Source organism: Rhodococcus sp. Q1 (assembly GCF_004153645.1).
GTDB classification, from domain to species: Bacteria; Actinomycetota; Actinomycetes; order Mycobacteriales; family Mycobacteriaceae; genus Rhodococcus; species Rhodococcus gordoniae.
Genome location: NZ_SDMJ01000005.1, coordinates 147,764 through 173,104 on the forward strand (window position 1 = coordinate 147,764; position 25,341 = coordinate 173,104).

The 25,341-nt window shown below is 68.1% G+C and carries 31 protein-coding genes; 12 read left to right on the forward strand and 19 right to left on the reverse strand.

The window, feature by feature from the left end; translation table 11 throughout:
- Nucleotides 1-15: 15 nt before the first annotated feature.
- The 6 genes from EQ874_RS16405 to EQ874_RS16430 all read right to left on the reverse strand — a co-directional run bounded on the left by EQ874_RS16405 (nucleotide 16) and on the right by EQ874_RS16430 (nucleotide 5,240).
- Complete coding sequence (locus EQ874_RS16405; protein ID WP_129977409.1) at nucleotides 16-1,053, reverse strand: alpha/beta hydrolase; 1,038 nt, start codon at nucleotides 1,051-1,053, stop codon at nucleotides 16-18.
- Nucleotides 1,054-1,093: 40 nt separating this feature from the next.
- The gene (locus tag EQ874_RS16410) at nucleotides 1,094-2,017 is read right to left on the reverse strand and encodes a diiron oxygenase (protein ID WP_129977411.1); all 924 of its coding nucleotides are present in this window, start codon (nucleotides 2,015-2,017) and stop codon (nucleotides 1,094-1,096) included.
- A gap of 147 nt (nucleotides 2,018-2,164) precedes the next feature.
- Nucleotides 2,165-2,455: a DUF2516 family protein gene (locus EQ874_RS16415; protein ID WP_016934518.1), complete on the reverse strand. Its 291-nt coding sequence runs from the start codon at nucleotides 2,453-2,455 to the stop codon at nucleotides 2,165-2,167.
- A 64-nt stretch (nucleotides 2,456-2,519) separates the two neighbouring features.
- Nucleotides 2,520-3,434 (reverse strand): heparin-binding hemagglutinin, encoded by a 915-nt coding sequence (locus tag EQ874_RS16420; RefSeq protein ID WP_129977413.1) that lies wholly within the window; start codon nucleotides 3,432-3,434, stop codon nucleotides 2,520-2,522.
- Nucleotides 3,431-3,907, reverse strand: coding sequence for a helix-turn-helix transcriptional regulator (locus EQ874_RS16425; protein WP_026003373.1), 477 nt, complete (start codon nucleotides 3,905-3,907; stop codon nucleotides 3,431-3,433). The genes EQ874_RS16420 and EQ874_RS16425 overlap by 4 nt, the downstream gene beginning before the upstream one ends.
- Nucleotides 3,908-3,968: 61 nt before the next feature.
- On the reverse strand, nucleotides 3,969-5,240 hold the full coding sequence (locus EQ874_RS16430; RefSeq protein WP_207213569.1) for a DUF445 family protein: 1,272 nt from the start codon (nucleotides 5,238-5,240) through the stop codon (nucleotides 3,969-3,971).
- Nucleotides 5,241-5,336: 96 nt separating this feature from the next.
- Here EQ874_RS16430 and EQ874_RS16435 point away from each other — a divergent pair, with 96 nt between their 5' ends.
- Genes EQ874_RS16435 through EQ874_RS16445 form a run of 3 tightly spaced genes read left to right on the forward strand, consistent with a single transcriptional unit; the run spans nucleotide 5,337 to nucleotide 7,418 of the window.
- The gene (locus EQ874_RS16435) at nucleotides 5,337-6,080 is read left to right on the forward strand and encodes a TetR/AcrR family transcriptional regulator (protein ID WP_115311496.1); all 744 of its coding nucleotides are present in this window, start codon (nucleotides 5,337-5,339) and stop codon (nucleotides 6,078-6,080) included.
- 44 nt (nucleotides 6,081-6,124) lie between these two features.
- Complete coding sequence (locus tag EQ874_RS16440; RefSeq protein WP_129977416.1) at nucleotides 6,125-6,532, forward strand: DUF4873 domain-containing protein; 408 nt, start codon at nucleotides 6,125-6,127, stop codon at nucleotides 6,530-6,532.
- A gap of 28 nt (nucleotides 6,533-6,560) precedes the next feature.
- Nucleotides 6,561-7,418 carry a polyphosphate kinase 2 family protein gene (locus EQ874_RS16445; protein WP_129977418.1) on the forward strand — a complete coding sequence of 286 codons (858 nt, stop codon included), beginning with the start codon at nucleotides 6,561-6,563 and terminating at the stop codon, nucleotides 7,416-7,418.
- 86 nt (nucleotides 7,419-7,504) lie between these two features.
- Here the strand turns inward: EQ874_RS16445 and EQ874_RS16450 are convergent, their stop codons facing one another.
- The 4 genes from EQ874_RS16450 to EQ874_RS16465 all read right to left on the reverse strand — a co-directional run bounded on the left by EQ874_RS16450 (nucleotide 7,505) and on the right by EQ874_RS16465 (nucleotide 10,214).
- On the reverse strand, nucleotides 7,505-7,726 hold the full coding sequence (locus EQ874_RS16450) for a hypothetical protein (protein ID WP_016932924.1): 222 nt from the start codon (nucleotides 7,724-7,726) through the stop codon (nucleotides 7,505-7,507).
- Nucleotides 7,727-7,789: 63 nt separating this feature from the next.
- Complete coding sequence (locus tag EQ874_RS16455) at nucleotides 7,790-8,353, reverse strand: dihydrofolate reductase family protein (protein WP_129977419.1); 564 nt, start codon at nucleotides 8,351-8,353, stop codon at nucleotides 7,790-7,792.
- The gene (locus EQ874_RS16460; protein WP_129977421.1) at nucleotides 8,350-9,285 is read right to left on the reverse strand and encodes a helix-turn-helix transcriptional regulator; all 936 of its coding nucleotides are present in this window, start codon (nucleotides 9,283-9,285) and stop codon (nucleotides 8,350-8,352) included. The genes EQ874_RS16455 and EQ874_RS16460 overlap by 4 nt, the downstream gene beginning before the upstream one ends.
- Before the next feature lie 71 nt (nucleotides 9,286-9,356).
- Nucleotides 9,357-10,214 (reverse strand): SDR family oxidoreductase, encoded by an 858-nt coding sequence (locus EQ874_RS16465; RefSeq protein WP_129977423.1) that lies wholly within the window; start codon nucleotides 10,212-10,214, stop codon nucleotides 9,357-9,359.
- A gap of 126 nt (nucleotides 10,215-10,340) precedes the next feature.
- Between EQ874_RS16465 and EQ874_RS16470 the strand changes: the two genes are divergently transcribed.
- Complete coding sequence (locus EQ874_RS16470) at nucleotides 10,341-11,360, forward strand: iron-containing redox enzyme family protein (protein ID WP_129977424.1); 1,020 nt, start codon at nucleotides 10,341-10,343, stop codon at nucleotides 11,358-11,360.
- 79 nt (nucleotides 11,361-11,439) lie between these two features.
- On the opposite strand, the gene EQ874_RS16475 is transcribed toward EQ874_RS16470, so the two are convergent.
- The 3 genes from EQ874_RS16475 to EQ874_RS16485 all read right to left on the reverse strand — a co-directional run bounded on the left by EQ874_RS16475 (nucleotide 11,440) and on the right by EQ874_RS16485 (nucleotide 13,479).
- On the reverse strand, nucleotides 11,440-11,712 hold the full coding sequence (locus tag EQ874_RS16475; protein ID WP_129977426.1) for a hypothetical protein: 273 nt from the start codon (nucleotides 11,710-11,712) through the stop codon (nucleotides 11,440-11,442).
- A gap of 80 nt (nucleotides 11,713-11,792) precedes the next feature.
- Nucleotides 11,793-12,893, reverse strand: coding sequence for an NAD-dependent epimerase/dehydratase family protein (locus tag EQ874_RS16480; RefSeq protein WP_207213561.1), 1,101 nt, complete (start codon nucleotides 12,891-12,893; stop codon nucleotides 11,793-11,795).
- 40 nt (nucleotides 12,894-12,933) lie between these two features.
- Entirely contained in the window at nucleotides 12,934-13,479 is a 546-nt protein-coding gene (locus EQ874_RS16485; RefSeq protein WP_016932917.1) for a DNA starvation/stationary phase protection protein, read from the reverse strand.
- A 216-nt stretch (nucleotides 13,480-13,695) separates the two neighbouring features.
- Between EQ874_RS16485 and EQ874_RS22920 the strand changes: the two genes are divergently transcribed.
- Nucleotides 13,696-13,851 carry a DUF6131 family protein gene (locus tag EQ874_RS22920; protein ID WP_006552398.1) on the forward strand — a complete coding sequence of 52 codons (156 nt, stop codon included), beginning with the start codon at nucleotides 13,696-13,698 and terminating at the stop codon, nucleotides 13,849-13,851.
- 227 nt (nucleotides 13,852-14,078) lie between these two features.
- On the opposite strand, the gene EQ874_RS16490 is transcribed toward EQ874_RS22920, so the two are convergent.
- The 4 genes from EQ874_RS16490 to EQ874_RS16505 form a co-directional block, all read right to left on the reverse strand.
- Complete coding sequence (locus tag EQ874_RS16490; protein ID WP_129977428.1) at nucleotides 14,079-14,345, reverse strand: CDGSH iron-sulfur domain-containing protein; 267 nt, start codon at nucleotides 14,343-14,345, stop codon at nucleotides 14,079-14,081.
- A gap of 4 nt (nucleotides 14,346-14,349) precedes the next feature.
- Complete coding sequence (locus EQ874_RS16495) at nucleotides 14,350-14,976, reverse strand: HemK2/MTQ2 family protein methyltransferase (protein WP_129977582.1); 627 nt, start codon at nucleotides 14,974-14,976, stop codon at nucleotides 14,350-14,352.
- A 197-nt stretch (nucleotides 14,977-15,173) separates the two neighbouring features.
- Nucleotides 15,174-16,766 carry an NAD(P)/FAD-dependent oxidoreductase gene (locus EQ874_RS16500; protein ID WP_129977430.1) on the reverse strand — a complete coding sequence of 531 codons (1,593 nt, stop codon included), beginning with the start codon at nucleotides 16,764-16,766 and terminating at the stop codon, nucleotides 15,174-15,176.
- On the reverse strand, nucleotides 16,763-17,206 hold the full coding sequence (locus tag EQ874_RS16505) for an SRPBCC family protein (protein WP_129977431.1): 444 nt from the start codon (nucleotides 17,204-17,206) through the stop codon (nucleotides 16,763-16,765). The genes EQ874_RS16500 and EQ874_RS16505 overlap by 4 nt, the downstream gene beginning before the upstream one ends.
- 115 nt (nucleotides 17,207-17,321) lie before the next feature.
- Here EQ874_RS16505 and EQ874_RS16510 point away from each other — a divergent pair, with 115 nt between their 5' ends.
- The gene (locus EQ874_RS16510; RefSeq protein ID WP_129977432.1) at nucleotides 17,322-18,278 is read left to right on the forward strand and encodes a PfkB family carbohydrate kinase; all 957 of its coding nucleotides are present in this window, start codon (nucleotides 17,322-17,324) and stop codon (nucleotides 18,276-18,278) included.
- Complete coding sequence (locus EQ874_RS16515) at nucleotides 18,275-19,066, forward strand: 5'/3'-nucleotidase SurE (RefSeq protein ID WP_129977434.1); 792 nt, start codon at nucleotides 18,275-18,277, stop codon at nucleotides 19,064-19,066. The genes EQ874_RS16510 and EQ874_RS16515 overlap by 4 nt, the downstream gene beginning before the upstream one ends.
- A gap of 56 nt (nucleotides 19,067-19,122) precedes the next feature.
- Here the strand turns inward: EQ874_RS16515 and EQ874_RS16520 are convergent, their stop codons facing one another.
- Nucleotides 19,123-20,178, reverse strand: a complete 1,056-nt coding sequence (locus EQ874_RS16520) for an alpha/beta hydrolase (RefSeq protein WP_129977436.1) — start codon at nucleotides 20,176-20,178, stop codon at nucleotides 19,123-19,125.
- Between the two features lie 189 nt (nucleotides 20,179-20,367).
- Here EQ874_RS16520 and EQ874_RS16525 point away from each other — a divergent pair, with 189 nt between their 5' ends.
- The 4 genes from EQ874_RS16525 to EQ874_RS16535 all read left to right on the forward strand — a co-directional run bounded on the left by EQ874_RS16525 (nucleotide 20,368) and on the right by EQ874_RS16535 (nucleotide 24,350).
- Nucleotides 20,368-21,894 (forward strand): FAD-dependent oxidoreductase, encoded by a 1,527-nt coding sequence (locus tag EQ874_RS16525; protein ID WP_129977437.1) that lies wholly within the window; start codon nucleotides 20,368-20,370, stop codon nucleotides 21,892-21,894.
- Between the two features lie 88 nt (nucleotides 21,895-21,982).
- Nucleotides 21,983-22,549 carry a type 1 glutamine amidotransferase domain-containing protein gene (locus tag EQ874_RS16530; protein ID WP_129977439.1) on the forward strand — a complete coding sequence of 189 codons (567 nt, stop codon included), beginning with the start codon at nucleotides 21,983-21,985 and terminating at the stop codon, nucleotides 22,547-22,549.
- 74 nt (nucleotides 22,550-22,623) lie between these two features.
- Nucleotides 22,624-22,770 carry a hypothetical protein gene (locus tag EQ874_RS22925; RefSeq protein ID WP_165369264.1) on the forward strand — a complete coding sequence of 49 codons (147 nt, stop codon included), beginning with the start codon at nucleotides 22,624-22,626 and terminating at the stop codon, nucleotides 22,768-22,770.
- A gap of 137 nt (nucleotides 22,771-22,907) precedes the next feature.
- Nucleotides 22,908-24,350: a trehalose-6-phosphate synthase gene (locus EQ874_RS16535; RefSeq protein WP_129977441.1), complete on the forward strand. Its 1,443-nt coding sequence runs from the start codon at nucleotides 22,908-22,910 to the stop codon at nucleotides 24,348-24,350.
- A 71-nt stretch (nucleotides 24,351-24,421) separates the two neighbouring features.
- Here the strand turns inward: EQ874_RS16535 and EQ874_RS16540 are convergent, their stop codons facing one another.
- Nucleotides 24,422-24,670, reverse strand: a complete 249-nt coding sequence (locus EQ874_RS16540) for a hypothetical protein (protein ID WP_129977442.1) — start codon at nucleotides 24,668-24,670, stop codon at nucleotides 24,422-24,424.
- 229 nt (nucleotides 24,671-24,899) lie between these two features.
- Between EQ874_RS16540 and EQ874_RS16545 the strand changes: the two genes are divergently transcribed.
- Nucleotides 24,900-25,256: a hypothetical protein gene (locus EQ874_RS16545; RefSeq protein WP_016931990.1), complete on the forward strand. Its 357-nt coding sequence runs from the start codon at nucleotides 24,900-24,902 to the stop codon at nucleotides 25,254-25,256.
- Nucleotides 25,257-25,341: the final 85 nt, after the last annotated feature.

A 25,341-nucleotide genomic window follows, 5' to 3' on the forward strand; every position in this document is an offset into this window, starting at 1 on the left:
CCCCGGCGAACCGACTCAGCCGACGGGCACTCCGGCTCGTTCGACGAGGTGCGCGAGCTCCTCGTCGAACCTGTCGATCGCTTCGACCGAGCTCATGTGCCCGATGCCGTCGAGCACCACGAGACGTTCGAGATTGCCCGCGCGCTCGAGTTCCTCGGCCAGGCGCCGAGCGTGTACGGGCGGGGTGAGACGGTCTGCCGAGCCGACGAGCACCGTCGTCGGCACGGTGAGATTCTGCAGGCCCTCCCGGATGTCGAGAGCGCTCAGTGCCCTGCCCCAGCCACCCCGCGTGCGCGGCGGGCACCCGAGCACGATCCGTTCGCAGAACGCCACCTCCGCGGCGCTCGCACCGGGCGAGAGAGCCACGTAACGCAGTGCCCGGGTCGTCACGGCGGACGACGCCAACGGGACCGTCGCGCCCATGAGCCGGCTCGCCACAGGTGCCGGTACCCGCGGGAAGCGTTGCGGCAGAGGCACGATTGCCGAGTCGGCGACCAGCCGGTCGGTGCCGGTGCTCGCGAGCAGCACACCCGCGACCGTGCGATCGACGTTGTCCGGGTACTTCTCGGCCCACGCGATGATGCTCATCCCGCCCATGCTGTGGCCGGTGAGAACTGCTTTCGAGCCGGGACGCACCACGGCGTCGAGAACCGCCTGGAGATCGTCGGCGAGTACGTCCGCTCCCAGCGACCGCGCCCCCGCCTCGCTGTCGCCGTGCCCACGCTGGTCGTACACCACGACACGGTAGTTCTCCGCGAACGCGTTGATCTGCGGCGTCCAGTAGGCGGCATTGCACGTCCAACCGTGACAGAACACCAGCACGGGGGCGTCCGCGTCGCCGTACGCGAGCACGTTGAGGCGAGCACCGTCCTCGGTGCGCACGTCGACAACCTCGGGTTCGATCTCCGGCTCCCGCAGCAGGGCGTGCGGCGCGACATCCTCGGCACGCACGACCGTCCGGCGACGCCGGCGAACGAGGACGGCGGTGGACGCCGCGGCGGCAAGGACGATCGATCCCGCGACGATCGACGCGGTCGGGGACGGCTTTCTCACGGGTGCAGATCTCCTGTCGGTCCGGTGGAGCGGCGCGGTGTCACAGGACGTGCGCGCGACGCAGCAGCAGGGTGGACGGGCCGCCGATCAGCCCCACCTCGTCGAGGAACTCGATCGTGCGGCGGGTGCCCTGACGGAGCCTGTCGTGATAGTGCTTGTTCTCCCGCGCGGCCTTCTTCGCTTCGTCGACGTCGAGTCCGGCCGCGGCGTACACCTGGTCGTTCACCAGACTGGTGACGACGAAGTAGGCGCTCACCCCGAGGTGGAGCCGAATCCATGCTCGTTCGAGGCGGCCGAGTCGCGCCGACCGCCTGCGGGTCTCCTCGCGGGCGTAACGGATGTGCCGCGACTCCTCCACGACGTGGATGTGACTCACCGTCCGGGTGATCGGCTGCACCCGTTCGTCGCGCAGGAAGTCGCGCTGCATCATGTCGAGGATCTCCTCGGCGAACAGGGTGCCGCCGTAGGCGAGAGCGCCGCGAGCCACAGCCTTGAACACCCGGCCCGTCTCGCGGATCCAGCGCCGGGGACGATAGGACGGGATCCCGTACCGCTGCGCCGACCGGGCGAACATGACCGAGTGCCGGCATTCGTCTGCGATCTCGGTGAGACCGAACTGCACGTAGGGGGTCGCCGGATCGCGCCGGTAGAGATCGCGGACGAGCATCTGCATGAGGATCATCTCGAACCAGATGCCGGTACCGGCGATGCTCGCGGCCTCGTGCTCGGTGAGGGTGATGCGCTGGTCCTCCGACATGCGTTCCCACAGGTCGGTGCCGTACAGGCTGCACCACTCCGGCGTCATGCCGTACTTGCCGTCCACGAGCGGTGCGTCCCAGTCGATCTCGAGCCCGGGATCGTAGGACAGCCGTGCCGACGAATCGAGCAGGCGTTGCGCGGTCTCCTGCCGGGCGTCCGCGGAATGCTCACCCGGCAGGCTGTCGTGCTTTCGCAGGAGCGTCATCGCCGACCACCTCGTCTCGGAAATTATCCGTTACCCGAAGTGTCATTATCTGGATCACACTTGTCAAGCGGGCCGCACGCGCATGCGCCCTACCACCGAGGACGCCGAACCTCCCCGGTCACCACCGAGGACGCTGAACCTCCTCGGTCACCACCGAGGACGCTGAACCTCCTCGACACGCGGACGGACGTCCACGAGGTACACGCACACCGCCACCACCGCGATGATGCCGAGCAGACCGACCGCGCCGAAGACGACGAGGACGAGCAGGGCGGCCACGAGGATGCCGAGCCAGATGGGCTTGCTCAGCTTGTCGACGGCCGGAAACGCCTCGGCGGGCTGACGCACCACGTGGAACAGCGCGAATCCCGCCCCGGCAATGGCGATGATCTGCAGCGCGAGGATGATCAGACCGGCAAGAGAATCGACATTCGTCACCTCCCCAGTCTACGAGAATCGGCCCCCGCGCGAGTTCGCGCAGGGGCCGATCGATCGCCGCAGGTCAGGAGCCGCTGGTCTTGCGCGGCGCCGCCTTCTTGGCAGGGGTCTTCTTGGCCGGAGCCTTCGCCGCGGGCGTCTTGGCGGGAGCCTTGGCCGGGGTCTTGGCCGGAGCCTTCGCCGCGGGTGTCTTGGCGGGAGCCTTGGCCGGGGCCTTCGCGGGGGCCTTGGCGGGGGTCACCGTGACCGGCTCGGCCGGGGTGGCCACCGATTCGACCTTCTCGGCGGCCTTGTCGGCCGCCTCGCGAACCTCACCGCGCGCCGACTCGACCCGTCCCGCGGTCTCGGAGCCCGCCTCCTCGGCACGCTCACCGAGTGCGACGACGCGCTCGGCGGCCTTGTCGCCGGCGCTCGACACGGCCTCGCTCACGTCGTCGCTCGCCTCCGAGATACGGCCGGCCGCACGACCCGCGAGCTTCGCGGCCTGCTCGCCGACCTCGCGGGTCCGGCGGGCCACCGTCCCGAGGGCTTCCTCCGTGAGATCGGCGGCGTCGCCGAGCACGGTTTCGGCGCGACCGATGCCGTCCTCGAGGCCCGGCTGGGTACGCAGGCGCTCGATGGTCTCCTCACCGCGCTCGGCGAGAGCGGTGTAGAGGTCGGAGGCCACCTTCAGGTACGCCTCGGCCACCTTGCGCAGTTCGTCGGAGCTGAAACGCTCACGCAGTTCCGCGATCTCCTCGGGCAGCTCCGCCGGAAGTTCGGCGAGACGCTCGCGGAGGGATTCGACGGTCTCGGTGAGATCGGCGGGCAGGGCCGCGAAGCGGTCGCGGGCGGTCTCGACCCGGTCGGCGACCTCGTTGCGGTTGGCTTCCGCACGACGACGCGCCTGGGCCACGAGGTCGGCGACGGCCTGGACGACGGCGTCGCCGGCACCGACTGCGGCGTAGAGGGAGGTTCGGATGCTGGTGGGATCGGTCATGGAGATTTCTCCTCGTCGAAGTCTGTCGGATGGTCGGGCCGGGCATCGCCGGCGTCCTGCCGGTTCTCTCGGCAGAACGAGTCGTAGATGTCGAGCAGGACCTGCTTCTGCCGTTCGGTGAGAACGGTGTCGACGAGCACCGCATCGCGCACGGCGCTCTCCGCTCGATGCTCGAGGATCCCCGCTCGTACGTAGAGAACCTCTGCCGAGAGCCGCAGCCCCTTGGCGATCTGGGCGAGCACTTCTGCGGACGGCTTGCGCAGGCCGCGTTCGACCTGGCTCAGGTACGGGTTGCTGACACCGGCCAGTTTCGACAACTGACGGAGTGAGACCTGAGCAGCCTCGCGCTGGGACCGGATGAATGCACCGATGTCCTGGGCGGCGTTGTTGACCACCCGTGCGGCGATATCCCCCGGCCCGGCACTGTCGTCCGGCGTGTCCGAGCCCTCGATCGGATCTGGTTCCGTGGACACGAGACCCACTCTACGGACAGGTGCTAGCTACAGCAAGCACTCTGCTAGCACGTGACGGGTGTCACGCGAACAGCAGTTCGGACACCGTGTAGATCGCGAGTCCGGCGAGCGAGCCGACCACCGTGCCGTTGATGCGGATGAACTGCAGGTCGCGCCCCACCGCGAGCTCGATCTTGCGGCTGGCTTCCTCCGCGTCCCAGCGCTCGACGGTCTCGCGGATGACGGAGGTGATCTCGTCGGCGTAGTTGGCCGCGACGAAGCGCACCGCGTCGAGCAACCAGCCGTCGATCTTGGTTCGCAATTCGGCGTCCTCGCGCACCCGGATACCGAACGCCATGACGTTCTCCGCGATCTTCGTGCGCAGCGTGCTGTTCGGGTCGTCCACCGAGTCCAGGATCATCCGCTTCGCCGTCCGCCAGGTGGCCGCGGCGAGCCCGGTGATCTCGTCCCGCCCCATGATCTCGGCCTTGACCTTCTCCGCCTTGGCGATGGTCACGGGATCGCTCTGCAGGTCGCGGGCGTAGTCGGCCAGGAACTTGTTGACCGCGAGGCGCACCTCGTGGTCGGGATTCGAACGGACCTTCCACGTGAACTCCACGAGTTCGCGGTGGATCTTCTCGCCGAGCAGCAGGTCGACGAACTTCGGCGACCACGACGGCGAGTCGCGGCTGATCACGCGATCGATGGTCTCCTGACTCCCGAGCGCCCACTGGTGCGCTCGTTCGGCGAGCATGTCGACGAGCGGAAGGTGCCGGTTCTCGGCGAGCAGCTCGGTGAGGACACGTCCGAGCGGCGGTCCCCACTCCGGTTCGGCGATGCGTTTGACGATGGTGTGGTCGATGATCTGCTGGATGTCGTCCTCGCGCAGGATCCCGACCACACCCCGCAGGACCGTCGACGTCTCCTTGGCGACCCGGGCGGCGTTGGCGGGTTCCGCGAGCCAGCTACCGACCCGCAACGGGATCTGCGCCGACTCGACCTTGGCGGACACCACCTCGGGGGCGAGGAAGTTGCTGCCGACGAACGAGCTCAGGTTGGCACCGAGCTGGTCCTTCTTCCGCTTGATGATCGCCGTGTGCGGGACGGGAATCCGCAACGGGTGCCGGAACAGGGCGGTCACGGCGAACCAGTCGGCGAGCGCGCCGACCATGCCGGCCTCGGACGCCGCCCGCACGTACCCCACCCACGCTCCGGCGCCGCGGGTTTCCTGCCACCGGCAGAAGAGATAGATGATCGCGGCAACGACGAGGAACCCGGTCGCGACCGCCTTCATACGGCGGAGGTCTCGGCGTTTGATCTCGTCATCGGTCGTCAGAAGCTGCACCCGATCGATTGTGCCGAAAGTCGGCACTCGGCGGACGGATCGGCCTCGAGTTCTGAAGGACGGAAGGCCGGATCGTAGACTGAGCCGACGATCGACACCGAACGGATGTGCCACACAGTGTCCAGCAGACCGCAGACGACTCCGAACCCGACCTCGACCGAGGTCGTCCCGCCCGTCAAGCAGGACGGCCGCAAACGGCGCTGGCACGAACACAAGATCGCTCGCCGGGAAGAGCTCGTGGACGGCACCATCAACGCGATCCGCTCCCGCGGACACGAGATCGGCATGGACGAGATCGCCGCCGAGATCGGCGTGTCGAAGACGGTGCTCTACCGGTACTTCACCGACAAGAGCGACCTGACGACCGCCACGATGCTGCGGTACGTCGAGACGGTTCTCGCCCCCCGGATCTACGCGGCGGTGGCCGAGGATCTCGACGAGTACGACCTCACCCGGGAGGCGATCACGGCGTACGTCGAGACCGTCGCCGACGATCCCGAGGTCTACCTGTACGTGATGAGCAACAGCGCGTCGGCGGGACGCGACGTGGTGGCCGATTCCGAGCGGATGATCGCCGAACTCGTCGCGACCGTCCTGGGCGAGCGACTGCGACTGCTCGGGATGGATTCGGGTGGCGCCGTGCCCTGGGCGTACGGAATCGTCGGCGGCATCCAGCTCGCGACGCACTGGTGGATCTCGAACAAGTCGATGACCACCGAAGACCTCATCGATTACCTGACGATGATGATCTGGGGTGGCATGACCGGCATCGCCGGTGTCGCCGGATCGCCCATGCGCTTCAAGTCGCAGCCGCATCCGCTCCTGCCGGAGTCGTCGCCCGCTCCCTGATCGACAGCTTTACTGTTACTCGAAGTAGCACGTATAGTGCGGGCATGAGCAACCATGCGGACGATCCGCACGACCAGGACGAGCCCGGTTACCGCGGCCCCGCCGAGGTTGCCGTGGGAGACCGCACGGTCGGCGTCGATGTCGAGATCTCCGGCCGGTTCGATCCGCTGCTCGGCCGGCACGTGTGGCGGGGCCGGATCCGTAAGCTCGCCGAGGCTCTCGGCGGAGACCCCTCCCCCACGCCGGGAACCACCGTGACCATCACGGTCCCGGGCGCGGCGGAGACTGCGACCGCCCGCATCTCGGAGATCGATCTGTGGGGCAGCCACATGGTCGACGGCATCTCACGTCCGCCGTACCCGCTGCCGACCGACGCGAACGGCGTCCATTCGAACGCCGACGCGAACGGCATCCATTCGAGCGCCGACGCGAACGGTGTCGATCCCACCTGAGGCTCGTCGCGTGTGACACGCTGGGCCGATGACGAAGGACGATGTGTTCCGGCCGGCCTCGATCGTCGAAGCCCTCCGGGCAGGGCCCGACACGCGCGTCGCCGCCATCGACACGAACGCCACGCCCGGTTTCGACGGCGACAAGGCTCTCGGCGAGCGTCTGCTCACCGAACGCGGCGCCGATCTCTCCGGACTCCAGGAGATGCTGTTCGCGGAGGGCCGGACCGGCGGTACCCGCTCGGTGCTGCTGATCCTGCAGGGCATGGACACCGCCGGGAAGGGCGGGATGGTGCGTCACGTCGTCGGTCACGTCGACCCGCAGGGCGTCGATCACACGGCCTTCGGTGTCCCGACCGCGGAGGAGAAGCGGCACCACTTCCTGTGGCGGATCTCGAAGGCACTCCCCCGCAACGGTCAGCTCGGCGTCTTCGACCGCTCACACTACGAGGACGTGCTCGTCGCCCGGGTGAGGTCGCTGGTGCCGGAGAGCGTCTGGCGCGGACGCTACGACGAGATCAACCGGTTCGAGAGCGAGATCGTCCGCGAGGGCACGACCATCGTGAAGGTGGCGATGTTCGTCTCGCTGGACGAGCAGAAGAAGCGCCTCGCCGAACGTCTCGAGCGCCGCGACAAGTATTGGAAGTACGACCCGAGCGACGTCTCGGAACGCGCCCTGTGGCCGCAGTACCAGCAGGCCTATCAGGACATGCTGGATCGGACGAACACCGACGAGGCGCCCTGGTACGTCATTCCGTGCGACCGCAAGTGGTACAGCCGCCTGGCGGTCACCGAACTGCTCATCGACGCGTTCGAGCGTCTCGACCTCGACTGGCCGGAGCCCACTTTCGACGTCGAAGCGGAGAAACGCCGACTCGCAGAGTCGTAGGATGACCGACTCGCACAGTCGCGAGGAGGCCGTGCGAGGCGTAGGGACGCGAGCCGGCTCTCACCGACTCGCGTCGCGTACGGCCTTCAGAACAGGTGCGGTGTGTCGTAGTGCCGCTTGTGGTCGCGGCGAACGGTTCCGGTGACCATGCCGAATGCCGCTCCGAGCGCGACGACCGCAGCGAGCGCCGCGACGATCGCCCAGCCCTCGAATCCGTAACCGGCCGCGACGATCGTCAGGGCGATCATCAGGACCGAGGCCAGCGCGAGCGCGTAGGCGCTCCACGCCACGAAGAGATTGAGTTTCACGACCGGCCTCCTTGGACGAGGTGTGTCCCTCTCGGTGCCGACGGTACCTTCAGGTGACGCACATCACAACCGGCTGGTGGCGTCCTTGCGCACTTCGTAGCGCATGACGGCGAATTCCCCGCTCTGCCCGATCTCGGTGAGACGCATCTCCACGTGCCGCGGGAGCAGTGGACGGCCGGATCCGATGGTCACCGGCGCGAACGAGACGACGAGTTCGTCGAGCAGGCCGTGCTCGGCGAACTGTCCGGCGAGGTCGCCGCCACCCACCATCCACAGGTCGCGGCCGTTCGCGGCTTCGGCCATCTCGGCGTAGACCTGCCGGACGTCCTTCTGCGTGAAACGGATGTCGCCGGGTTCGTCCCCCGCCCGGGCCACGGGCAGGTCGTCGCGATGCGTGAACACCCAGCAGGGCAGGTCGTACTCCCACTTGTCCGCACCGGCATGGTCGAGAACCCAGCGGTAGGTGGACGACCCCATCACGATGGCGCCGATACCGGCGATGAACTTCTCGTACCCGACGGGCCCGCCGTCCCCGGTCTCGCGGGTGAGCAGCCAGTCGAGCGAATGGTCCTCGGTCGCGAGAAATCCGTCCAGCGTGCTTGCGGTGTAGTAGATCATCCGGGTCATGGGCTGCTCCTGTTCCAGTCGAGTGGATCGCCGTGGTCGACGTCGAGGCCGGCCGCCCGCATCATGTGCCGGGCGAGTTGGCGGCGGTGCGCGGCGAAGGTGAGGACATGGGTGACCACTCCTGCGAGGACGAAGCTCTCGGGAGGGTCGCACAGGGCGTCGATGAGTACGTCACCCCAGGCGCCACGGCGATGGATGTCGCGGATCGTCTCCACCCATCGCGGTGCGACATCCTCGAAACGTGCTGCCAGCGAGCCGATTCCACTGCCCGATTCCACGGGTTGGTCGGCGCCGACCATCGACGCCAGCCAGACCTCCTTGGCGCGCACGAGGTTGCCGAGCACCCGCGACACGGACTCCTCGGGGCCGTCCCACCCGAGCACGACGAGGCCGGGGAACCGGATCCGCTCGCGTTCGTCGTCGTCGAGTTCCGCGGCACGGCCGAGGAGATAGCGGGTGTCCGCGAGGTCGTGCTGCACCATCTGCGCCAGCACCTCGGGCTCCGGGTGGGCGGGTGCCGCGGGCCGTTGCCCGTCCTCCTCGACCCAGAGATTGGTGGGCGGATGGAAGTGGACGCCGTTGGGGGCGGGGAGCCAGTGGTCGCTGCCACCGGTGCCGAGCACCCGGGCGGTCACGCTCGGGGGATACCCGTAGGCGCGGGCGAATGCGCGTCCGAACCCTTCGACGCTGTCGTAACCGGCGGCGAACGCCGCATCCGTGACCGACCTGCCGTGGCGCAACTGCCAGGCGGCGCGTTCGAGCATCACCCGGCGGCGCAACGCCACCGGCGACTCGCCGGTACCGACCGCGAAGGTGCGGCTGAAATGCCACGGCGAGGCGTAGGCGTGCTGCGCCATCCGTTCGAGTGTTGCGTTGTTCTCCTCGAGAACGGCGTCGAGCAGTTCCCGGAGTCGGTCACGGCCGAGGGTCATGCGTTCAGTGTCGCGTGCAGACCCCTGCCGCCGCCCGACCGTTCTTGCTCTCTCCCGGCCCCACCTCGGCGTCAGCCCGGCATGGTCTCGCCGCCGAGCGGGGCGAGCACTTCACCGCTGTAGTACGAGGACATCGTCTCCGACGCGAAGAACACGTAGGACGGGGCGATCTCGTCGGGCTGCGCGGCGCGCCCGAAGGGTGCCTGCTGCCCGAACTCGGACACCTTCTCGGCGTCCATGGTCGCCGGGATCAACGGGGTCCACACCGGTCCGGGCGCCACGCAGTTCACCCGGATCCGCCTGTCCTGCAGTGCCTGCGCGAGCGAATAGGTCAGCGCGATCACGGCACCCTTGGTGGCCGAGTAGTCGATGAGCGTCCTGTTGCCACGCAGCCCGTTGACCGAGGCAGTGTTGATGACGGACCCACCCGGCGTCAGGTGCGGCAGTGCCGCCTTCGTCACGTGGAAGAAGCTGTCGATGTTCACGGCGAAGGTGTGCCGCCACTGTTCCTCGCTCAACTCGGCGAGGTCGTCGACGGGCTGCTGGGTGCCCACGTTGTTGACGAGGATGTCGAGTCCGCCGAGTTGCTCGACCGTCTCGGCCACCACCGACCGGCAGTGCTGCGCATCGCCGAGGTCGCCGGCGATGACGTGGCACGTGCGGCCCTCGCGTCGCACGAGGTCGGCGGTGTGCTCGGCGTCGCGGTGTTCTTCGAGGTACGCGATCGCGACGTCGGCACCCTCCTTCGCGAAAGCGACCGCGACGGCACGTCCGATGCCGGAGTCGCCGCCCGTGACGAGTGCCTTGCGACCCGACAGCAACCCGCGTCCGACGTAGCCGCGCATCTCGTCGGCGGGACGCTCGGCCATGTCGTCGGTGTCACCGGGGTAATCGATGGTGTGGGGTTCTCGTTCGCGATCCTCGCTCATGGCCGCCGGATACCCACAGACCGTTGCGGTATTCACCGCCGGCATCGTTGTCCGGAGACCGGTATGCGCAGCTCTCGCCGCCCGCCCGGTCGTTTTTGCGAGCCTCCGAGCGGGTAACCCGGACTCATGGCCCACGAGACCCGGATGTGCGATGTGCACGATGCTCCGCTTCCCACGCCCCGCGGACCCATCTCCGCCGAGATCGTCGAACGTCTCGGCGGTCCGGTGGACGATACCCCGTGGAATGTGACGACCGACGGCGCGGAGGCCTACGGCGAGGACGTCCAACTCGCCCTGGCCGTTCTCTACGAGCTCCACTACCGCGGTTTCGCGGGTGTCGATCCCGCGTGGGAATGGGCACCGGGGCTCCTCGGGGTCCGGGCGCGCCTCGAGCGCGTCCTCCTCGATCGGTTGCGTGCCGACGTACCGGCCTCGGACGATCCGCAGAGCGTCCTCGAGGATCTGTGCTGCGAACCCGACGACTCGTGGGGTGTCTCCCACGAACTCGCCGCGAACGGCACGTGGGAGATGATGCGCGAGTTCTTCGTCCATCGCTCGATCTACCACCTCAAGGAGGCGGACCCGCACGCTCTCGCGATCCCCCGGTTGTCCGGTCGCGCGAAGGCCGCGCTGGTCGCCGTCGAGTTCGACGAGTACGGCGGCGGCCGTGCCGAGCGCATGCATTCGCGGCTGTTCGCCGACCTGCTGCTCGCTGCCGGCCTGAAGGACGACTATCTGGGATATCTCGACGTCGTCCCTGCCGTCACCCTCGCAACGGTGAACTTCATGTCGTTGTGCGGTCTGCACCGCGCGTACACACCGATGCTGGTCGGCATGTTCGCCGCCGCCGAGATCACCACCGCCCCGAGCGCCCGGCGCATGGTCGAGGCCCTCGAACGCCTGGATGCGGACGACGCCTGCATCCTGTTCTACTCCGAACACATCGAGGCCGACGCCGTCCACGAGCTCGTCCTGCGGCACGACGTGGTCGGTTACATGCTCGAACAGGACCCGGCTCGGGCACAGGACATCTCGTTCGGCGCGCAGGCCATCGAGTTCCTGGAGGGACGGCTCGGGAGTCATCTGCTGGGCAGCTGGGCCGCCGGCCGCAGTTCGCTCCTCACGTCGGCCGCGGCGCCGGCCTGATGGCCGGGCACGACGCAGCGGGGTGGAGCCTCGGGACGGTGCGTCCCGAGGCTCCACCTCCTTCGTGCCGGGATCCGGCTCAGTCGATGAGACCGGGTTCGTGTGTGGGGGTACCACCGGAGCCGCGGAGGCGGCGTCGACGGAGATTGACAGCGGACATCACGACGCCGACGACGATGAGCACGGCCGCGGCGACGGCACCGACGAGCACCCATCCTTCGAAGCCGTCGCCCGCCGCGTAGAGGACGAGAGCGACGACAGCGATCCCCGCGAGGATGCAGGCGTATCCGACCCAACCCGAAGCTCGGGAAGCAGTGGTGGGAGCGTGAGCTCGATTCGATGGTTTCGTCATGCTCGTGGATACCGCATCCGGTCGCCCGTGAAACCCAGGGCCGACAAGAGCGGGAACGGATGACTCTGCGCCGGAGAGTGTTACGACGGAATCCGCCGGTCGATCGGTCCGCGCTCGACGAGTGCGGCAAGGCGTTCCCGCGCGCTGCGCGGAGAGAGGACAGGACTGTCCGTGCCCGTCGCGCTGCGCATTCCGCGTACCGTCTCGGCCCACACTTCAGGACCGTCGTGTTTCGGCGACCACCCGAGTTCGTCCCGGGCCCTGGTGCAGTCGAGCAGGGGGCAGGAGTACGCGAGATCGATCCAGCCGCCCTGCACCGGTTGCAGCCGGAGGCGCCAGGTCGCTTCGGCGAGCACCGACAGCCCCCATCGCGGCACCGGAACCGTCGGGCAGTCGAACGGAGCGGCGAAATCCCGCGCTCCCACCGGAGTCGGCGCCGCCAGATTGAACGGACCGGGTACCCGACGTTCGAGGGCTGCGACCAGCGCGTCCGCGACATCGTCGGAGTGCACGGCCGGAATGGTGAGACCGTGGTCGATCGGAATGACCGGCAGGTGGTTCGTGATGCCGGCGGGCACGAACTCGGGCAGCACGTAACGTTCGAGGCCCGAGCCGGAGACCAGTTGCCCGATGAATCCCGGTCGGAAACGCGTGAGGACGGGAACGTTCGTACCCGTCTCGTAGTCGTCGAGGAACTTCTCCGCCGCGACCTTGTCGACGCTGTACACGCAGGTGGGCACCCCTTCACGACCCCACGACTCGTCCACTTCCCGGCCGTACGCACCGCCGGAGTAGACAGCGGCCGAGGACATGTGAACCACGTGCCGCACCCCGGCATCGGCAGCGGCCGTCAGTACGGCGCGGGTGCCGTCCACGGCGACCCGGCGGAGGTAGTCGCGACGGTGCGAGGGCTGGAATCCCCACGCGAGGTGGACGACGGCGTCGGCGCCCGCGAAGATCGGCGCCAGCACCCGTGCGGCGTCGGGATCCGCGAGGTCGACGGCACACCACGTCGCTGCCGCATACGGATCGCGCGCCGGAGGAGTCCGGCGCGCGATCGCGACGATATCGAGTTGTGCGGGATGAGCGGCCAGCCGGCGCAGAAGCGCCGTGCCTACATTTCCGCTCGCTCCGGTGACGACGATGCGTCGTGGCAGGCCGGTCCGTGATGTCGAGGCCATCGGGATCGTCGGTGCCGTCCGTGCCGTCCGTGTGTCCCGGTCAGCGGGCCGAGTCCGCTGCGTCCTTCTCCGTCTGCGCATCCGCGTTCGGGAGGGCACCCGAGGCGTTCTCCAGGTGTGCGCGGACGAACCACTGGAACTTCTCGAGCTGGCCGGTCTGGCCGATCAGGACGTCCTCGGTGATCGGATCGAGCTTGCCGACCTCGTCGATGGCCTTGCGGTTGTCGGTGATCAGCCCGTCGTAGACGAGATCGAGGGCGGCGAGGTGCGCCTGCGCGGTGTCGCGGCCGACCGAGTAGTCGTCCCACGTGCGGTTCTTCTCGATGGCACCCGGCGTCCCCTTGGGGGAACCACCGAGCGCGGCGATCCGCTCGGCAACTTCGTCCGCGTATCCGCGGACGAGCTCGACCTGCGGGTCGATCATCTCGTGGACGCCGATGAAGTTCGGGCCGACGACGTTCCAGTGGATGTGCTTCAGCGTGAGATGCAGGTCGTTGTAGGCACTCAGGCGCTCCTGGAGAATCTGCGCGGTGCGCGAACCGTCGGCATCGCTCAGGCCGGGAACCGTGTAGCTCGACTTCGACATATCTACCTCCAGAATGCTCGGGTGTGTCGGCAGACGGATACCCGGGACACAGTGAGATCCAAACATCCGGGCGTACTCGATGACCTTCGACCGGCGCGGGAGGACTTTCGTCCGAATTTCTCCTGTCACAAACGTTTGGAAACGGACCAACCCGGTTATTCGATCGCCGGGCTCCGAGACTTCCAGGTCTCGGACATGACATCTGAGGTGGCGACAATGATCATTCTGGGTCTGATTCTGTTGGTGGTGGGGTTCTTCACCGGTATCTCCATCCTCACCACACTCGGAGTGATACTCCTGGTGATCGGCGTGATCCTTGCGATCCTGGGCGCGACGGGCCGGGCCATCGGCGGACGCGCACACTGGTACTGACCCATTCGACAGTCCGTGCCGGGAGGAGACTCCCGGCACGAGACAGGACTCCGGATCCCGGGTGCTTCCGAGCACCCGGGATTCGTCGTTTCCGGCCTGTCCACCGCCGGGGGTTCCCCGCAGGCCGCCTCGGCCGGCCGACCGGCTCCCCGGAAACGGCATCCGGGCCGGCCCCGTACAGGGGCCGGCCCGCATTCTCGGTGTCGTCTCGGTCTCTCGGTGTCGTCTCAGTGATGTTCGGTATCGGTGCGCGCAGCTGCCGTCTTCGGTTTCCGGAGGGCGCGATGACTGGTGTCGCACAGGGGGTACAGGGCGCTGCGGTGGCAGCGGCATACGGCCACCACGAAGCGGTCCGACACCGTCTCGGCGCCGTCGTCGGCGACGATCCGGACCGGGCCCTCCACGAGGGTCGGACCGCCCCTCACCTGCCGCACCACACGTGCTTCGCATTCACCGTCCGCGGTGAGCCGTGTGATCTTCGGTGTACCACTCACATTCTCAACCCCTCGTGCGGGGACGGTCGGCACGCACGACCACCACTTCTTCGGTCAGAGCCCCGGGTTCCGCCAGCTGTGTCGAATACAGATATCCCGCGCGGTTGCGCAGAACCGGCCCGAAGGGGATCCGGTTGCGGGCCACCACGGACGCCTCGAGATCCGCATCCCGCAGACGGGACAGCGTCGCATCCACACCGGTGAACTCCGAGTGCACGATCAACGCGAATCCGCCGGGAGCGAGCAGCGAGGGAAGACTGTCGCACAACGGATCGAGAACGCAGCGTCCGTCGGCGCCGGCATCCCAGCGCGCGTCGCGGTTCTGCCCCTCACAGGGAACGTACGGCGGGTTCGACAGCACGACATCGAACGGACCGTGGAGCAACGCGTCGTCCAGGCTTCCCTGCCGGGCACGGATCGGCAGCCGGCGCGACCACGCGTTCAGGCGTGCGCTGAGCACCGCGCGTGGGTCGATGTCGAAGGCCGTCACCGAGGAAGCGCCGAGCAGGGCAGCGTTCACCGCCAGAAATCCTGTCCCGGTGCAGAAATCGAGTACATTCGCACCTTCGGCACCGCCTGCGTCCGCAAGCGCGCCGGCCAGCAGGTACGAATCCTCCTGGGGGCGGTACACCCCCGGAAGACGCCATACTCGCGGCGAATCCGATCCGTCCAGCGCCAGGGAAGCTGTCACGTCACACCACCTCGGTATCTCGAGCTCGACGGCATCTCCACCACACCGGGCGAAAACCCGGATCCGTCCGTTCGCGGGCGGATACCCGTGCTACTTCCGTGTGAAACACGCCACCGAGGCACACGTGACGTCCGGTGTCACGAGAACAGCATCCGGCGAGCCGCATTGCGCACACGACGCGTCACCGGAGCAGTGCGTTTCCCGTCCGCGAGCGCGGCATGCGCGGCGTTCCAGCCACCCATCCCGTGGACTCCGCCGCCGGGATGCGCGGCCGCACCCGCGAGATAGACACCGTCGACCGGAGTTCGCGGTCCGCCGAATCCGGGGGTGGGCCGAAGGAACAACTGCTGGTAGACCTGCGCGGTTCCACCGTTGACGGCGCCGCCGACGAGATTCGCGTCGGCCGCTTCGAGGTCCCCGGGCCGTTGGACGTGTCGTCCGACCACATGTGCGCCGAATCCCGGTGCGTAGGACTCGAGTTGCGCGTCGACACGCTCGGCGAGGCGGTCGGCTGACGCGTCGTCCGTGACACCGCGCGGCAGATGTGTGTAGGCCCAGCAGCTTTCGGTGCCCTCCGGCGACCGCGTGGCATCGGTCGTGGTCATCTGCCCGAACAACAGGAAGGGCGATTCGGGGACGACGCCGGTGGACAGATCGGCCGACCACCTGATCATCGCGTTCGTGTCGGCGCCGACGTGCACGGTGCCGGCTCCGCTCAGCGAGGGCGAACGCCACGGCACACGGCCGTCGAGGGCATAGTTCACCTTCACCACCGGGGTGTCCCATTCGAACTTGCGGAGGTCGTCGAGCACGCGCGAACCGACGGCGGCGGCCGGGAGGAGCCGCGTGTACAGGGCCGGAGCCGAGACGTCGGCAAGGACGGCGCGTCGCACCTTCACCCGGTCGCCGCCCGCGGTGCGCACGGCGGACACCTTCCCGCCCTGCACCTCGATGCCCACCACGGGCGAAGTGCACCGCACCTCCGCACCCGCCGAGGTGCCGCGCCGGACCAGTGCATCGGTGAGCGCCCCCGCGCCACCGACCGGCGCGGGGAAGCCGACGTCCTGCGCGAGCATCGTGAGCATGTACCCCATGACGCCGCTGCCGGGCGCTTCGGGCGGGGTGTCGGCGTGCATCGCATTGCCCAGGAGCAACAGCCGCGCCGCCGAGCCACCGAACAGTTCGGCGGACATCCGGGTGACGGGCAACGCGAGCATGCGTGCGTAGCGCAGCAGGTCCCCCGTCTTCATGGTCCGCATCAGGTCGACGGAGCCCCGGACGGGCGGGAAAGGCCCGAGGAGCAATTCGAGCAGTGGGCCGCGCACCTGCTTCCATTGTTCGAACAGGGCCAGCCACGCCGCACCGTCACCGGCGCAGCGGCGTTCGAGGTCCGCTGCCGTGTCCGCCGGATCCGGCGAGACGACGATCGCGTCCTCGTCGTGCGGTCCGAGCGGATGACCGAATGCCTTGGGCGATCGCGCCCACCGGAGTCCGTGTGCCTCCAGATCGAGGGCCCGGAAGGCAGGTGAGGCCACACCGAGGGGATAGAACGCACTGAACAGATCGGCGCGGAATCCGGGATGGAGCTCGGCGCTGCGTACCGCTCCGCCGGGTTCGGGTTGCTCTTCGAGCACGAGGACGTCCCATCCCGCGTCGGCGAGCACAGCGGCGGCCGTCAGGCCGTTCTGCCCGGCACCGATGACGACCGCATCGACCGTCGTGTCGCTCATTCGGTGGCGCCTTCGGCGAGCAGCACCAGTCGTCGCAGACATTCCTGGTTCCGCGGCAACACCAGTTCCTCCTGCACACGATCGGGGACGTGTGCGTACGGTCCTTCGACGACGTGTTCGGCCATTGCGATGCGGGTGCCGCCGTCCTGGGTGGGTTCGAGGGAGATCGCGATCTCGGCCTTACCGAACAGCCAGGCGCGTGCCCGCAGCACGAGTTCCCGTTCGGGCACCATCGCGCAGACCTCGGTGTGGTCGTCGAGCAGGAACGGCCACAGACCCACCGAGTGGTGGATCCGGGTTTCCGGGCGGGGCCAGGCGGGGTCGACCGCTCGGATGCGGGACGCACCCACCACCCATCCCGCGTACCGCCAGCCGTCCGCGAGGATCTCCCAGACCTTCGACGGTGTCACCGGTGCCTCGATCGTCGCGATCCTGGCCATGCCCACTCCTCATGTTCTGGACGACAGCTCGCTTGCGGCAGACGCATACCCCGCTACCGCAGGTGTCACACGAGATCGGGTGTCATCGCTGCTCGGAGGGGGTATCCGGACCGGCATGGAACCCGAGAACACGTCCGTGAACCCGTACGCCTTCGTCTTCGCCCCCTCTCCCCTGCTCACGGTCACGCTCGAGAAGGCGCCGGACGGAAGCACCGAACTGCACGTCCACCCGGGCGGCCAGGGCTTCTGGATCGGGCGCATGGCCGCGACTCTGGGAATGGACGTGCATCTGTGCGGGCCCTTCGGTGGTGAATCGGGGTCGATCCTCGCGGACATGATCAACCGGGAGGGGCTGACGGTGCATCCGGTGCAGACCGCATCGGCCAACGGTTCCTACATCCACGACCGTCGGGAAGGCGAGCGCAAGGAGATCGTGGAGATCGCCCCGCCGGCGCTCACCCGGCACGAGACCGACGACCTGTTCAGCGCGTCTCTGGCATCGGCGATGTGTGCGAAGGTCGCGATGCTGGGTGGACCGCACTGCGACGAAGCCGTGCCCACGGAGGTGTACGAACGGTTGTGCGCCGACCTGGGGGCGCTGGGCATACCGGTCGTGGCCGACCTGTCCGGCCCCACCCTCGGTGCTGCCCTCGAAGGCGGGGTGACGGTCCTGAAGGTGAGCCACGAGGATCTCATCGCGGACGGTCGTGCCGAGTCCGACGACCTCGACGATCTCATCGAGGCCATGCACCGTCTCCACGACGACGGTGCCGTCTCGGTGGTCGTCTCCCGGGCGGGCGACCCGGCGATCGCATTCGACGACGGGAACCTCTGGGAGGTGGAGGCCCCCTCGGTGCAGACGGTGGATCATCACGGCGCAGGCGATTCGATGACCGCAGGTATCGCGTCGGCCTATGCCGCGGGCGCGACGTTCGAGGACGCGTTGCGTCTCGGCGCCGCTGCGGGCGCGGTCAACGTCACGCGTCGCGGTCTGGCCACGGGGCATCGTTCCGCGGTCGAGAAGATGGCCGAGAAAGTACAGGTCCGGAAGTTGAAGGGGAAGCGTTCATGAGAGCACTGATCGTCAACGACGACGGCATCGACAGCCCCGGTCTCGCACTGCTCGCCCGCATCGCCGTCGAAGCGGGATTCGACGTGCAGGTGGCGGCGCCCCATGTCGAGCGCAGCGGTGCGAGTGCATCGTTGACCGCTCTCCAGGACGAAGGAAAACTCCTGTTGAGCCACCGCCCCCTCGACGGTCTTCCCGACGTGGAATCCTATGCGGTGGAAGCTTCTCCGGCTCTGATCACCTTCCTCGCCTCGTACGGCGCGTTCGGGACCGCGCCGGACATCGTGTTGTCCGGGATCAACCTGGGCCCCAACACCGGTCACGCCATCCTGCACTCGGGCACCGTGGGCGCGGCCCTCACCGCGGCGAGCCACGGAGCCCGGGCGGTCGCGATATCCCTCAACGGCACCGCTCCGTCCCAGTGGGAGACGGCCGAACTGGTGGCACGTCGGGCTCTGGAATGGGCGATCGAGAACGGCCGTCCTGGTGCGGTGCTGAACGTCAACATCCCCGACATCCCGGTCGGCGAACTCCGCGGACTGCGCAGTGCTCCGCTCGCCGAGTTCGGCGCCGTCCAGGCGGAGATCGGGGAGGTCGAGAACGACGGCGACATCTCACGTGCCGTGCCCGTCACCTTCCGGGCGGTCGAACTCGACGAATCCCACGACAGCGACGCCGTTCTCGTGTGCCGGGGGTGGGCGACCGCCACCGTGCTGACGATGCCCTTCGAGGTGGCGGACGCCGACCTCGGCGCTCTGGAGTTCGCCCACTCGGACAGTTCGCAGCAATAGGTCCGGAGCGCTCGGTCACGGAGGCCGTGACCGAGCGCTCCGGCCCGCGAAAGATGTCAGGCCACTGCGGAATTCGACGCGAAACCGGCGATCGGCGTCACCACGGACTTCTTTGCACGACCGGCCGATTCCGTCACCGACCGTACGAAGTCACCGGCCTCGGCGATCGCACGCCGGCTCTCGGGAAGACTGTCGGCGAAGATCGGGAACGCGTGCACCTGGTGTCGCCACACGTGCAGGTCGCAGTTCACCCCGGCCTCCCGTACGGCCCGCGCCATGGATTCGGCGTCGCTGCGCAGCAATTCGTCGTGGCCGGCGTGGATCATCACCGGCGGAAGCACACTGAGGTCGTTGTCCAGCGGGCATATCAGCGGCCCGGGCTCCCCGTCGACGGTCAGCCGGGTGTGGGTGCCCTCGATGTACCGTACGAGCGACTGCACGGCCGATCCCGGGAACATCGGGCAGGCCGACCGCATGTCGTGTTCGGCGCGCCGATCCGAGTCGAGATCGACGAGCGGGGAGAGTGCGACGATCCCCGCCGGGCGGGGTAGATCGGACTCCGCGATCGCCAGGGCGGTCATGAATGCCAGATACCCACCGGCGGAATCGCCCGCGATGACGATGTCCTCCCCCCGGTAACCCTTCTCGCGCAACCACTCGTAACCGCGTACGGCATCGTCCACCGCATGGGCGATGGGAGCATTCGGCAGCATCCGGTAGTCGACGCTGAGAACCGCGCCGTCCGCGCGATCCGACAGGCTCACGGCGAGTGAGCGGTGGGTGTTCAGGCCGCACATGAGAAACGCGCCACCGTGCAGGTACAGCACCGCGCGCTTGGTCGACCGTCCCTCCGCTCGGATCCACTCGGCACTACACGAGCCCAGGTCGACGTTCACGTACTGCGCTCCGGAGGGCTTGGGGAGCAAGGACGCAGCGCCGTCGACGACCGACAGGGGCCACGCGAGGTCCGGCCGGGCCATCCATGCCCCCACGACCGGCTTCGCGAGTGCACGTACCGCGCCCCGCACGACCCGCGAGCGCACGCTACCTCCACGATGGGTGCGGCTGATACCCCCACACTCACCGGCATCGTCGATCTCCGAAGACAGCACTGGAACCTCCTGTGGATCACCCCACGAAACTCGTCGATTTCTTTCGCCTTACTCAGCGTGGTACTGCGGTTTACCCACAGTTGTCCGGGATCGAAACACCCGACCGGGGCGACGAACCGGGAACCCGGGGGGCGACCGTACTCGGGTGAGGCCCGTTTACCTGCCCGGGCCGGGAGGTAACCAGCGCGTATGCCTACCGAGACCACGGTGTCCCTGTGGCGGGATCGCGCCCCGCAGACCACGACGTACGACGACTGGACGACCCGCCGCGAGCGCTACGACGTCGTGGTCGTCGGCGCCGGGATCACGGGTACCGTGACAGCTCTGCTTCTCGCGGAGCGCGGACTGCGCGTCGCGGTCGTCGAGGCCCGCGACATCGGGGCCGTGACCACCGGAAACACGACCGGCAAGGTGAGCGTCCTGCAAGGAACGCGCCTGTCGCAGATCGGCCGCAGGCATTCCGGCGCGATACGCCAGGGTTATGTGGACGGCACTCTCGCGGCGCAACGGTGGGTCGTCGACTTCTGCACGCAGCACGGACTCGACTTCGACCGCGCGGACGCCTACACCTACGCGCAGGACCCGTCGAACGCGAGCATGATCGACGCGGAGCACCACCACTGCCGCGCCGCCGGACTGCCGGCAGAACGGGTCGGCGAGATCCCGCTCCCCTTCGATGTGGCCGCCGCGGTCATGATCCCCGATCAGGTCCAGGTCGACCCCATGCCCCTCCTGGTCACGGCGGTCGACCGGGCACGCACGGCCGGGGCGGAGGTGTTCGTCGGGCGTCGCGTGAAGACCGTGGACACCGAGAACGTGGGATGCATCGTCCGGACCGACGACGGCGATGTCCGCGCCGATCGCGTGGTACTCGCGACCGGCATCCCCATCCTGGACCGCGGCGCGTTCTTCGCCCGCATGGAACCGGACCGCTCGTACTCCATCGCGGTCGAGGTGCCCGGCGGTCCTCCGGAGGGAATGTTCCTGTCCGCCGACAGTCCCACCAGGTCGCTCCGCACCGCCTCCGCGGCGGGCACGTCCGCGTCGGCGGATCGCCTGCTGCTCGTCGGCGGGAACGGGCACGTGGTGGGCCGGCACGATTCGGCCCGCACCGCCTACGACGACCTGCTGCGATGGAGCCAGCGGACGTTCCCCGGAGCCCGCGAGCTGTACCGCTGGTCGGCGCAGGACTACACGAACATGGACAGCCTGCCCGAGGTCGGGCCGATCCTGCCCGGCGCCGACAGGATCTGGGTGGCGACCGGCTTCGGCAAGTGGGGAATGACCGGCGGCGTCGCGGCGGCCCACATCATCGCGTCCCGGTTCTCGGAGTCGCCGGATCCCGAGGTCGAGGCGTGGGCTCCTGCCATGGCGGCCTGGCGCACCGAACTGGTGACCGGAGCGCCCACGGCCGCACGCCTCAACGCCACCGTCGCGCTGCACATGGCGAAGGGCTGGTGGCAGGCCGTGACGTCCTCGGGCTCGGAACCCGGGGAAGGACAGGGGCGGGTGGTGCGCAGCTGCGGGCGACCCGTCGGAATCTCCACGGTCGACGGTCGGACCCACCGCGTGAGCGCGGTCTGCCCGCACCTCGGCGGCATCCTGCGGTGGAACGACGCAGAGTCGTCATGGGACTGCCCGCTCCACGGCTCCCGGTTCGCCGCCGACGGCGGCCGGTTGGAGGGTCCGGCGACCGGCGACCTCTCCCCCAGGTGAAGCCGAGGGTGAAACCGGAGGTGAAAGCCCGCGTTTGGCTCCCGGACCGGCCGGGTATCCGACCGCACCGAGAAAGGATCACACGACCATGAATTCCGCCGATGGGGCACGACTGTCCGGACTGACCGTCGCAATTCTCGCGACGAACGGAGTCGAGGAGGTCGAGCTCGTCGAGCCGCGCCAGGCACTCGAGAGTGAGGGCGCCACCGTCCGGCTCGTCTCTATCGAGCAGGGCGAGATCCAGGCCATGGAGAAGGACGTCCACGCCGCGGGGAAGTACATCGTCGATCGCCTCGTCTCCGAGGTGTCTCCCGACGACTTCGACGGTCTGGTCCTTCCCGGGGGCACCACGAATCCCGACCACCTGCGGCAGGACGACAGTGCCGTCTCCTTCGTGCGGGAATTCGTCACGTCCGGGCGTCCCGTCGGCGTGATCTGTCACGGACCGTGGACGCTCGTCGAGGCCGACGTGGTGCGCGACCGCACGCTCACGTCGTATCCGAGCGTGCGGACCGACATCCGCAACGCCGGCGGAAACGTCGTCGATCAGGAGGTGGTCGTCGATCGCAACCTCGTGTCGAGCCGCAATCCGGGCGACCTGCCGGCCTTCTGCAAGGCTCTGATCGATCTCTTCGCCTCGCGCCGCGCAGGCTGAATCCCCGTCCGTTCCCGGGCTGCGACCACGGAGGTCGCAGTCGTTCCCCTCTGCCTTCCGAAAGGACCTCGACGATGCTCGAGCAGAACCCCGTTTCCGGCGCCACCATCTCGTCCTCCGCGGCTCTCCCCCAGGGTGTGCGATTCAGTACCGCAGAGATCAAGAAGCGTATCGACGAGATGTTCGACAACGCGTCGGTGCCGGTCGCGAGCGAGAGCTGACATCTCGGAAATCTGCTGTCGGAAGGCTCGCAGCCGCTCTCGCGGTTTGCGGTACCCGACCCACCTTGATAGCAAGAAGTGGTCGATTTCGAAATGTGGGGTTGGTTCGCCGTGAGGCATTGCACGAAGGCGGGATTATGAACGAGCCGCACTCCGACGATTTCGTCGTGGTCGCCAATCGCTTGCCGGTCGATCTGGAGACGCCTGCCGATGGCAGCCCACCGGTGTGGCGACGCAGCCCCGGTGGTCTGGTGACCGCGATGGAGACGGTCCTCCGTTCCAGCGGTGGCGCATGGGTCGGATGGCCCGGCACCCCCGACGTAGCGCTCGAGCCCTTCGAGGAGGACGGGCTCTCCCTGTATCCGGTCGAGCTGTCCGCGCAGGAAGTGGAGGAGTACTACGAGGGCTTCTCGAACGACACCCTGTGGCCTCTCTACCACGATGCACTCATCCCACCGACTTTCGATCGCCGCTGGTGGCGCACGTATCGCGACGTCAACAAGCGGTTCGCCGAGGCTGCGGCCCGCGCTGCGGCCCCCGGGGCGACGGTGTGGGTGCACGACTACCAGCTCCAGCTCGTCCCCAGGATGCTGCGCGACCTCCGGCCCGACCTCACCATCGGGTTCTTCCTCCACATCCCCTTCCCTCCCACCGAACTCTTCCTGCAGTTGCCGTGGCGCACGGCGATCGTCGACGGTTTGCTCGGTGCCGATCTCGTCGGCTTCCACCTTCCCGGTGGAGCACAGAACTTCGTCTATCTCGCGAACCGGCTCTTCGGGCTCCCGGCACCGCGCGGAACCTCGTCCGGCGGGACCGTCGATCTCGGCGACCGGAAGGTTCGTGTCGGCGCCTACCCGATCTCCATCGATTCTGCTCACCTCCGGGATCGCTCGCGCGAGAAGGCCATCCGCGATCGTGCTGCGGAGATCCGCAGGGATCTGGGCGATCCGGAGGTCATGCTGCTCGGCGTCGACCGTCTCGACTACACCAAGGGGATCGACGTCCGCCTCGAAGCACTGCACGAACTCTTCGCCGAGGGAACTCTCGATCCCGAGAAGGTCGTGATGGTGCAGTTGGCCACTCCGAGTCGTGAACGGTTGACGGCGTACGCGCAACTCCGCGACCAGGTGGAGCGCGAAGTGGGCCGGATCAACGGCGAGTTCGCACGTCTCGGATCACCGGTGGTCCACTATCTCCACTCCTCGGTCGACCGCGACGAGTTGCTCGCGATGTACACCGGCGCCGACGTCATGCTGGTCACTCCTCTGCGCGACGGCATGAACCTCGTCGCGAAAGAGTTCATCGCCTGCCACGGCGACGGTAGCGGCTCGTTGGTGCTCAGCGAATTCGCCGGAGCTGCAGCGGAACTGCGTCGCGCCCTCCTCGTCAACCCGCACGACCTCGAAGGAGTCAAGCGCGCGATCGTGGAGGCGATCGAGGAGGATCCCGCCGAACGCATGCGGCGCATGAAGACCATGCACGCCCACGTGATGGAGCACGACGTCGCCCGATGGTCGCGCACTTTCCTCGAGGATCTGCAGGCTGCCTCGGGTGCCCGCGTCGGCGTCTCCGGCAGTTGATCGCGGTCCCTCTCCGGTGCGTACCGGAGAGGGACCCATACCCGGCTCCCGGGCCCGAAGGGCCGCAGGACCTACCGACTCGGCTGCGGCACCTCGCACTCGACCTCGGGGTTGACGCCCACATAGTTGAGCGGCCCCGCCACGACCGTGACCGCCACCGTCGCAAGACTGCTGCAGTTCTGGTCCGAGTCGCCGAAGTAGCCGCGCTGACCGGCCGCCACCGCGCCGATGATCAACCAGACCAGGACCACGAGACTCAACAATCGCACGATCTCACCTCGATCCGTACCACACGCCGGACCGTCCGGCCGGGTAGCCATACCCGCGACGGAAACCGAACAAACGCACCGAGAACCACGATCCGGTCATACCGGATGTGCCGATGGGATTCCGGAAGGTTCCGGCGCGAACCCCGGGCCGAGAGATCGCGTGATCGCTTCATGCCCGATTGAGCGGTGCGGTCCGGGGTACTCGAAGGTCGAGTCGCACCCGGCACTGCGTCGGCCCGGTGCGCGCACGTGTGCCTTTCGACATGAGGAGAGCCGAACCATGACCCAGGATGTGGAGAAACGCTGGAACGACCCCCGCACGGCCCGTAAGGCGACGGGTTACGCGGTCGGCGTGATCGCAGTGGCACTCGCGCTGATGGGTGTCGCCATCCTCTGGGGTACGAATTCCGGGCAGGACTGCACGGATGCGGCCTTCGCGGTCTGCACCGATCCCGCCCGCCGGATCCTGGTCTTCGGCCCCACCCTCGTCCTGCTTCTCGGCGGACTCGGGGCACTGCTGACGGCCTACCGCACCTGGAAGCGTGGGGGGCGCTGGCCGATCTGGCAGGGCGCGGGATGGGCGCTTCTGGTCCTGATGGTCGCCTACGCCACCATCTCCGTCCGCGCCGTCATCTGAGCCCGCCCCGTCCCCTCCGACCACCGCAGACCACGACTCCCACGAGAACGAACTCGCTGGACAACAGCATATTTCGGTCCACTCC

Coding starts and splice junctions, on each gene's coding strand:
- EQ874_RS16410 (WP_129977411.1), bottom strand. CDS start 2,017: ATGACGCTCCTGCGAAAGCACGACAGCCTGCCGGGTGAGCATTCCGCG.
- EQ874_RS16420 (WP_129977413.1), bottom strand. CDS start 3,434: ATGACCGATCCCACCAGCATCCGAACCTCCCTCTACGCCGCAGTCGGT.
- EQ874_RS16435 (WP_115311496.1), top strand. CDS start 5,337: ATGTGCCACACAGTGTCCAGCAGACCGCAGACGACTCCGAACCCGACC.
- EQ874_RS16440 (WP_129977416.1), top strand. CDS start 6,125: ATGAGCAACCATGCGGACGATCCGCACGACCAGGACGAGCCCGGTTAC.
- EQ874_RS16445 (WP_129977418.1), top strand. CDS start 6,561: ATGACGAAGGACGATGTGTTCCGGCCGGCCTCGATCGTCGAAGCCCTC.
- EQ874_RS16455 (WP_129977419.1), bottom strand. CDS start 8,353: ATGACCCGGATGATCTACTACACCGCAAGCACGCTGGACGGATTTCTC.
- EQ874_RS16460 (WP_129977421.1), bottom strand. CDS start 9,285: ATGACCCTCGGCCGTGACCGACTCCGGGAACTGCTCGACGCCGTTCTC.
- EQ874_RS16465 (WP_129977423.1), bottom strand. CDS start 10,214: ATGAGCGAGGATCGCGAACGAGAACCCCACACCATCGATTACCCCGGT.
- EQ874_RS16470 (WP_129977424.1), top strand. CDS start 10,341: ATGGCCCACGAGACCCGGATGTGCGATGTGCACGATGCTCCGCTTCCC.
- EQ874_RS16475 (WP_129977426.1), bottom strand. CDS start 11,712: ATGACGAAACCATCGAATCGAGCTCACGCTCCCACCACTGCTTCCCGA.
- EQ874_RS16480 (WP_207213561.1), bottom strand. CDS start 12,893: ATGGCCTCGACATCACGGACCGGCCTGCCACGACGCATCGTCGTCACC.
- EQ874_RS16485 (WP_016932917.1), bottom strand. CDS start 13,479: ATGTCGAAGTCGAGCTACACGGTTCCCGGCCTGAGCGATGCCGACGGT.
- EQ874_RS22920 (WP_006552398.1), top strand. CDS start 13,696: ATGATCATTCTGGGTCTGATTCTGTTGGTGGTGGGGTTCTTCACCGGT.
- EQ874_RS16500 (WP_129977430.1), bottom strand. CDS start 16,766: ATGAGCGACACGACGGTCGATGCGGTCGTCATCGGTGCCGGGCAGAAC.
- EQ874_RS16505 (WP_129977431.1), bottom strand. CDS start 17,206: ATGGCCAGGATCGCGACGATCGAGGCACCGGTGACACCGTCGAAGGTC.
- EQ874_RS16510 (WP_129977432.1), top strand. CDS start 17,322: ATGGAACCCGAGAACACGTCCGTGAACCCGTACGCCTTCGTCTTCGCC.
- EQ874_RS16515 (WP_129977434.1), top strand. CDS start 18,275: ATGAGAGCACTGATCGTCAACGACGACGGCATCGACAGCCCCGGTCTC.
- EQ874_RS16525 (WP_129977437.1), top strand. CDS start 20,368: ATGCCTACCGAGACCACGGTGTCCCTGTGGCGGGATCGCGCCCCGCAG.
- EQ874_RS16530 (WP_129977439.1), top strand. CDS start 21,983: ATGAATTCCGCCGATGGGGCACGACTGTCCGGACTGACCGTCGCAATT.
- EQ874_RS22925 (WP_165369264.1), top strand. CDS start 22,624: ATGCTCGAGCAGAACCCCGTTTCCGGCGCCACCATCTCGTCCTCCGCG.
- EQ874_RS16535 (WP_129977441.1), top strand. CDS start 22,908: ATGAACGAGCCGCACTCCGACGATTTCGTCGTGGTCGCCAATCGCTTG.
- EQ874_RS16540 (WP_129977442.1), bottom strand. CDS start 24,670: ATGGCTACCCGGCCGGACGGTCCGGCGTGTGGTACGGATCGAGGTGAG.
- EQ874_RS16545 (WP_016931990.1), top strand. CDS start 24,900: ATGACCCAGGATGTGGAGAAACGCTGGAACGACCCCCGCACGGCCCGT.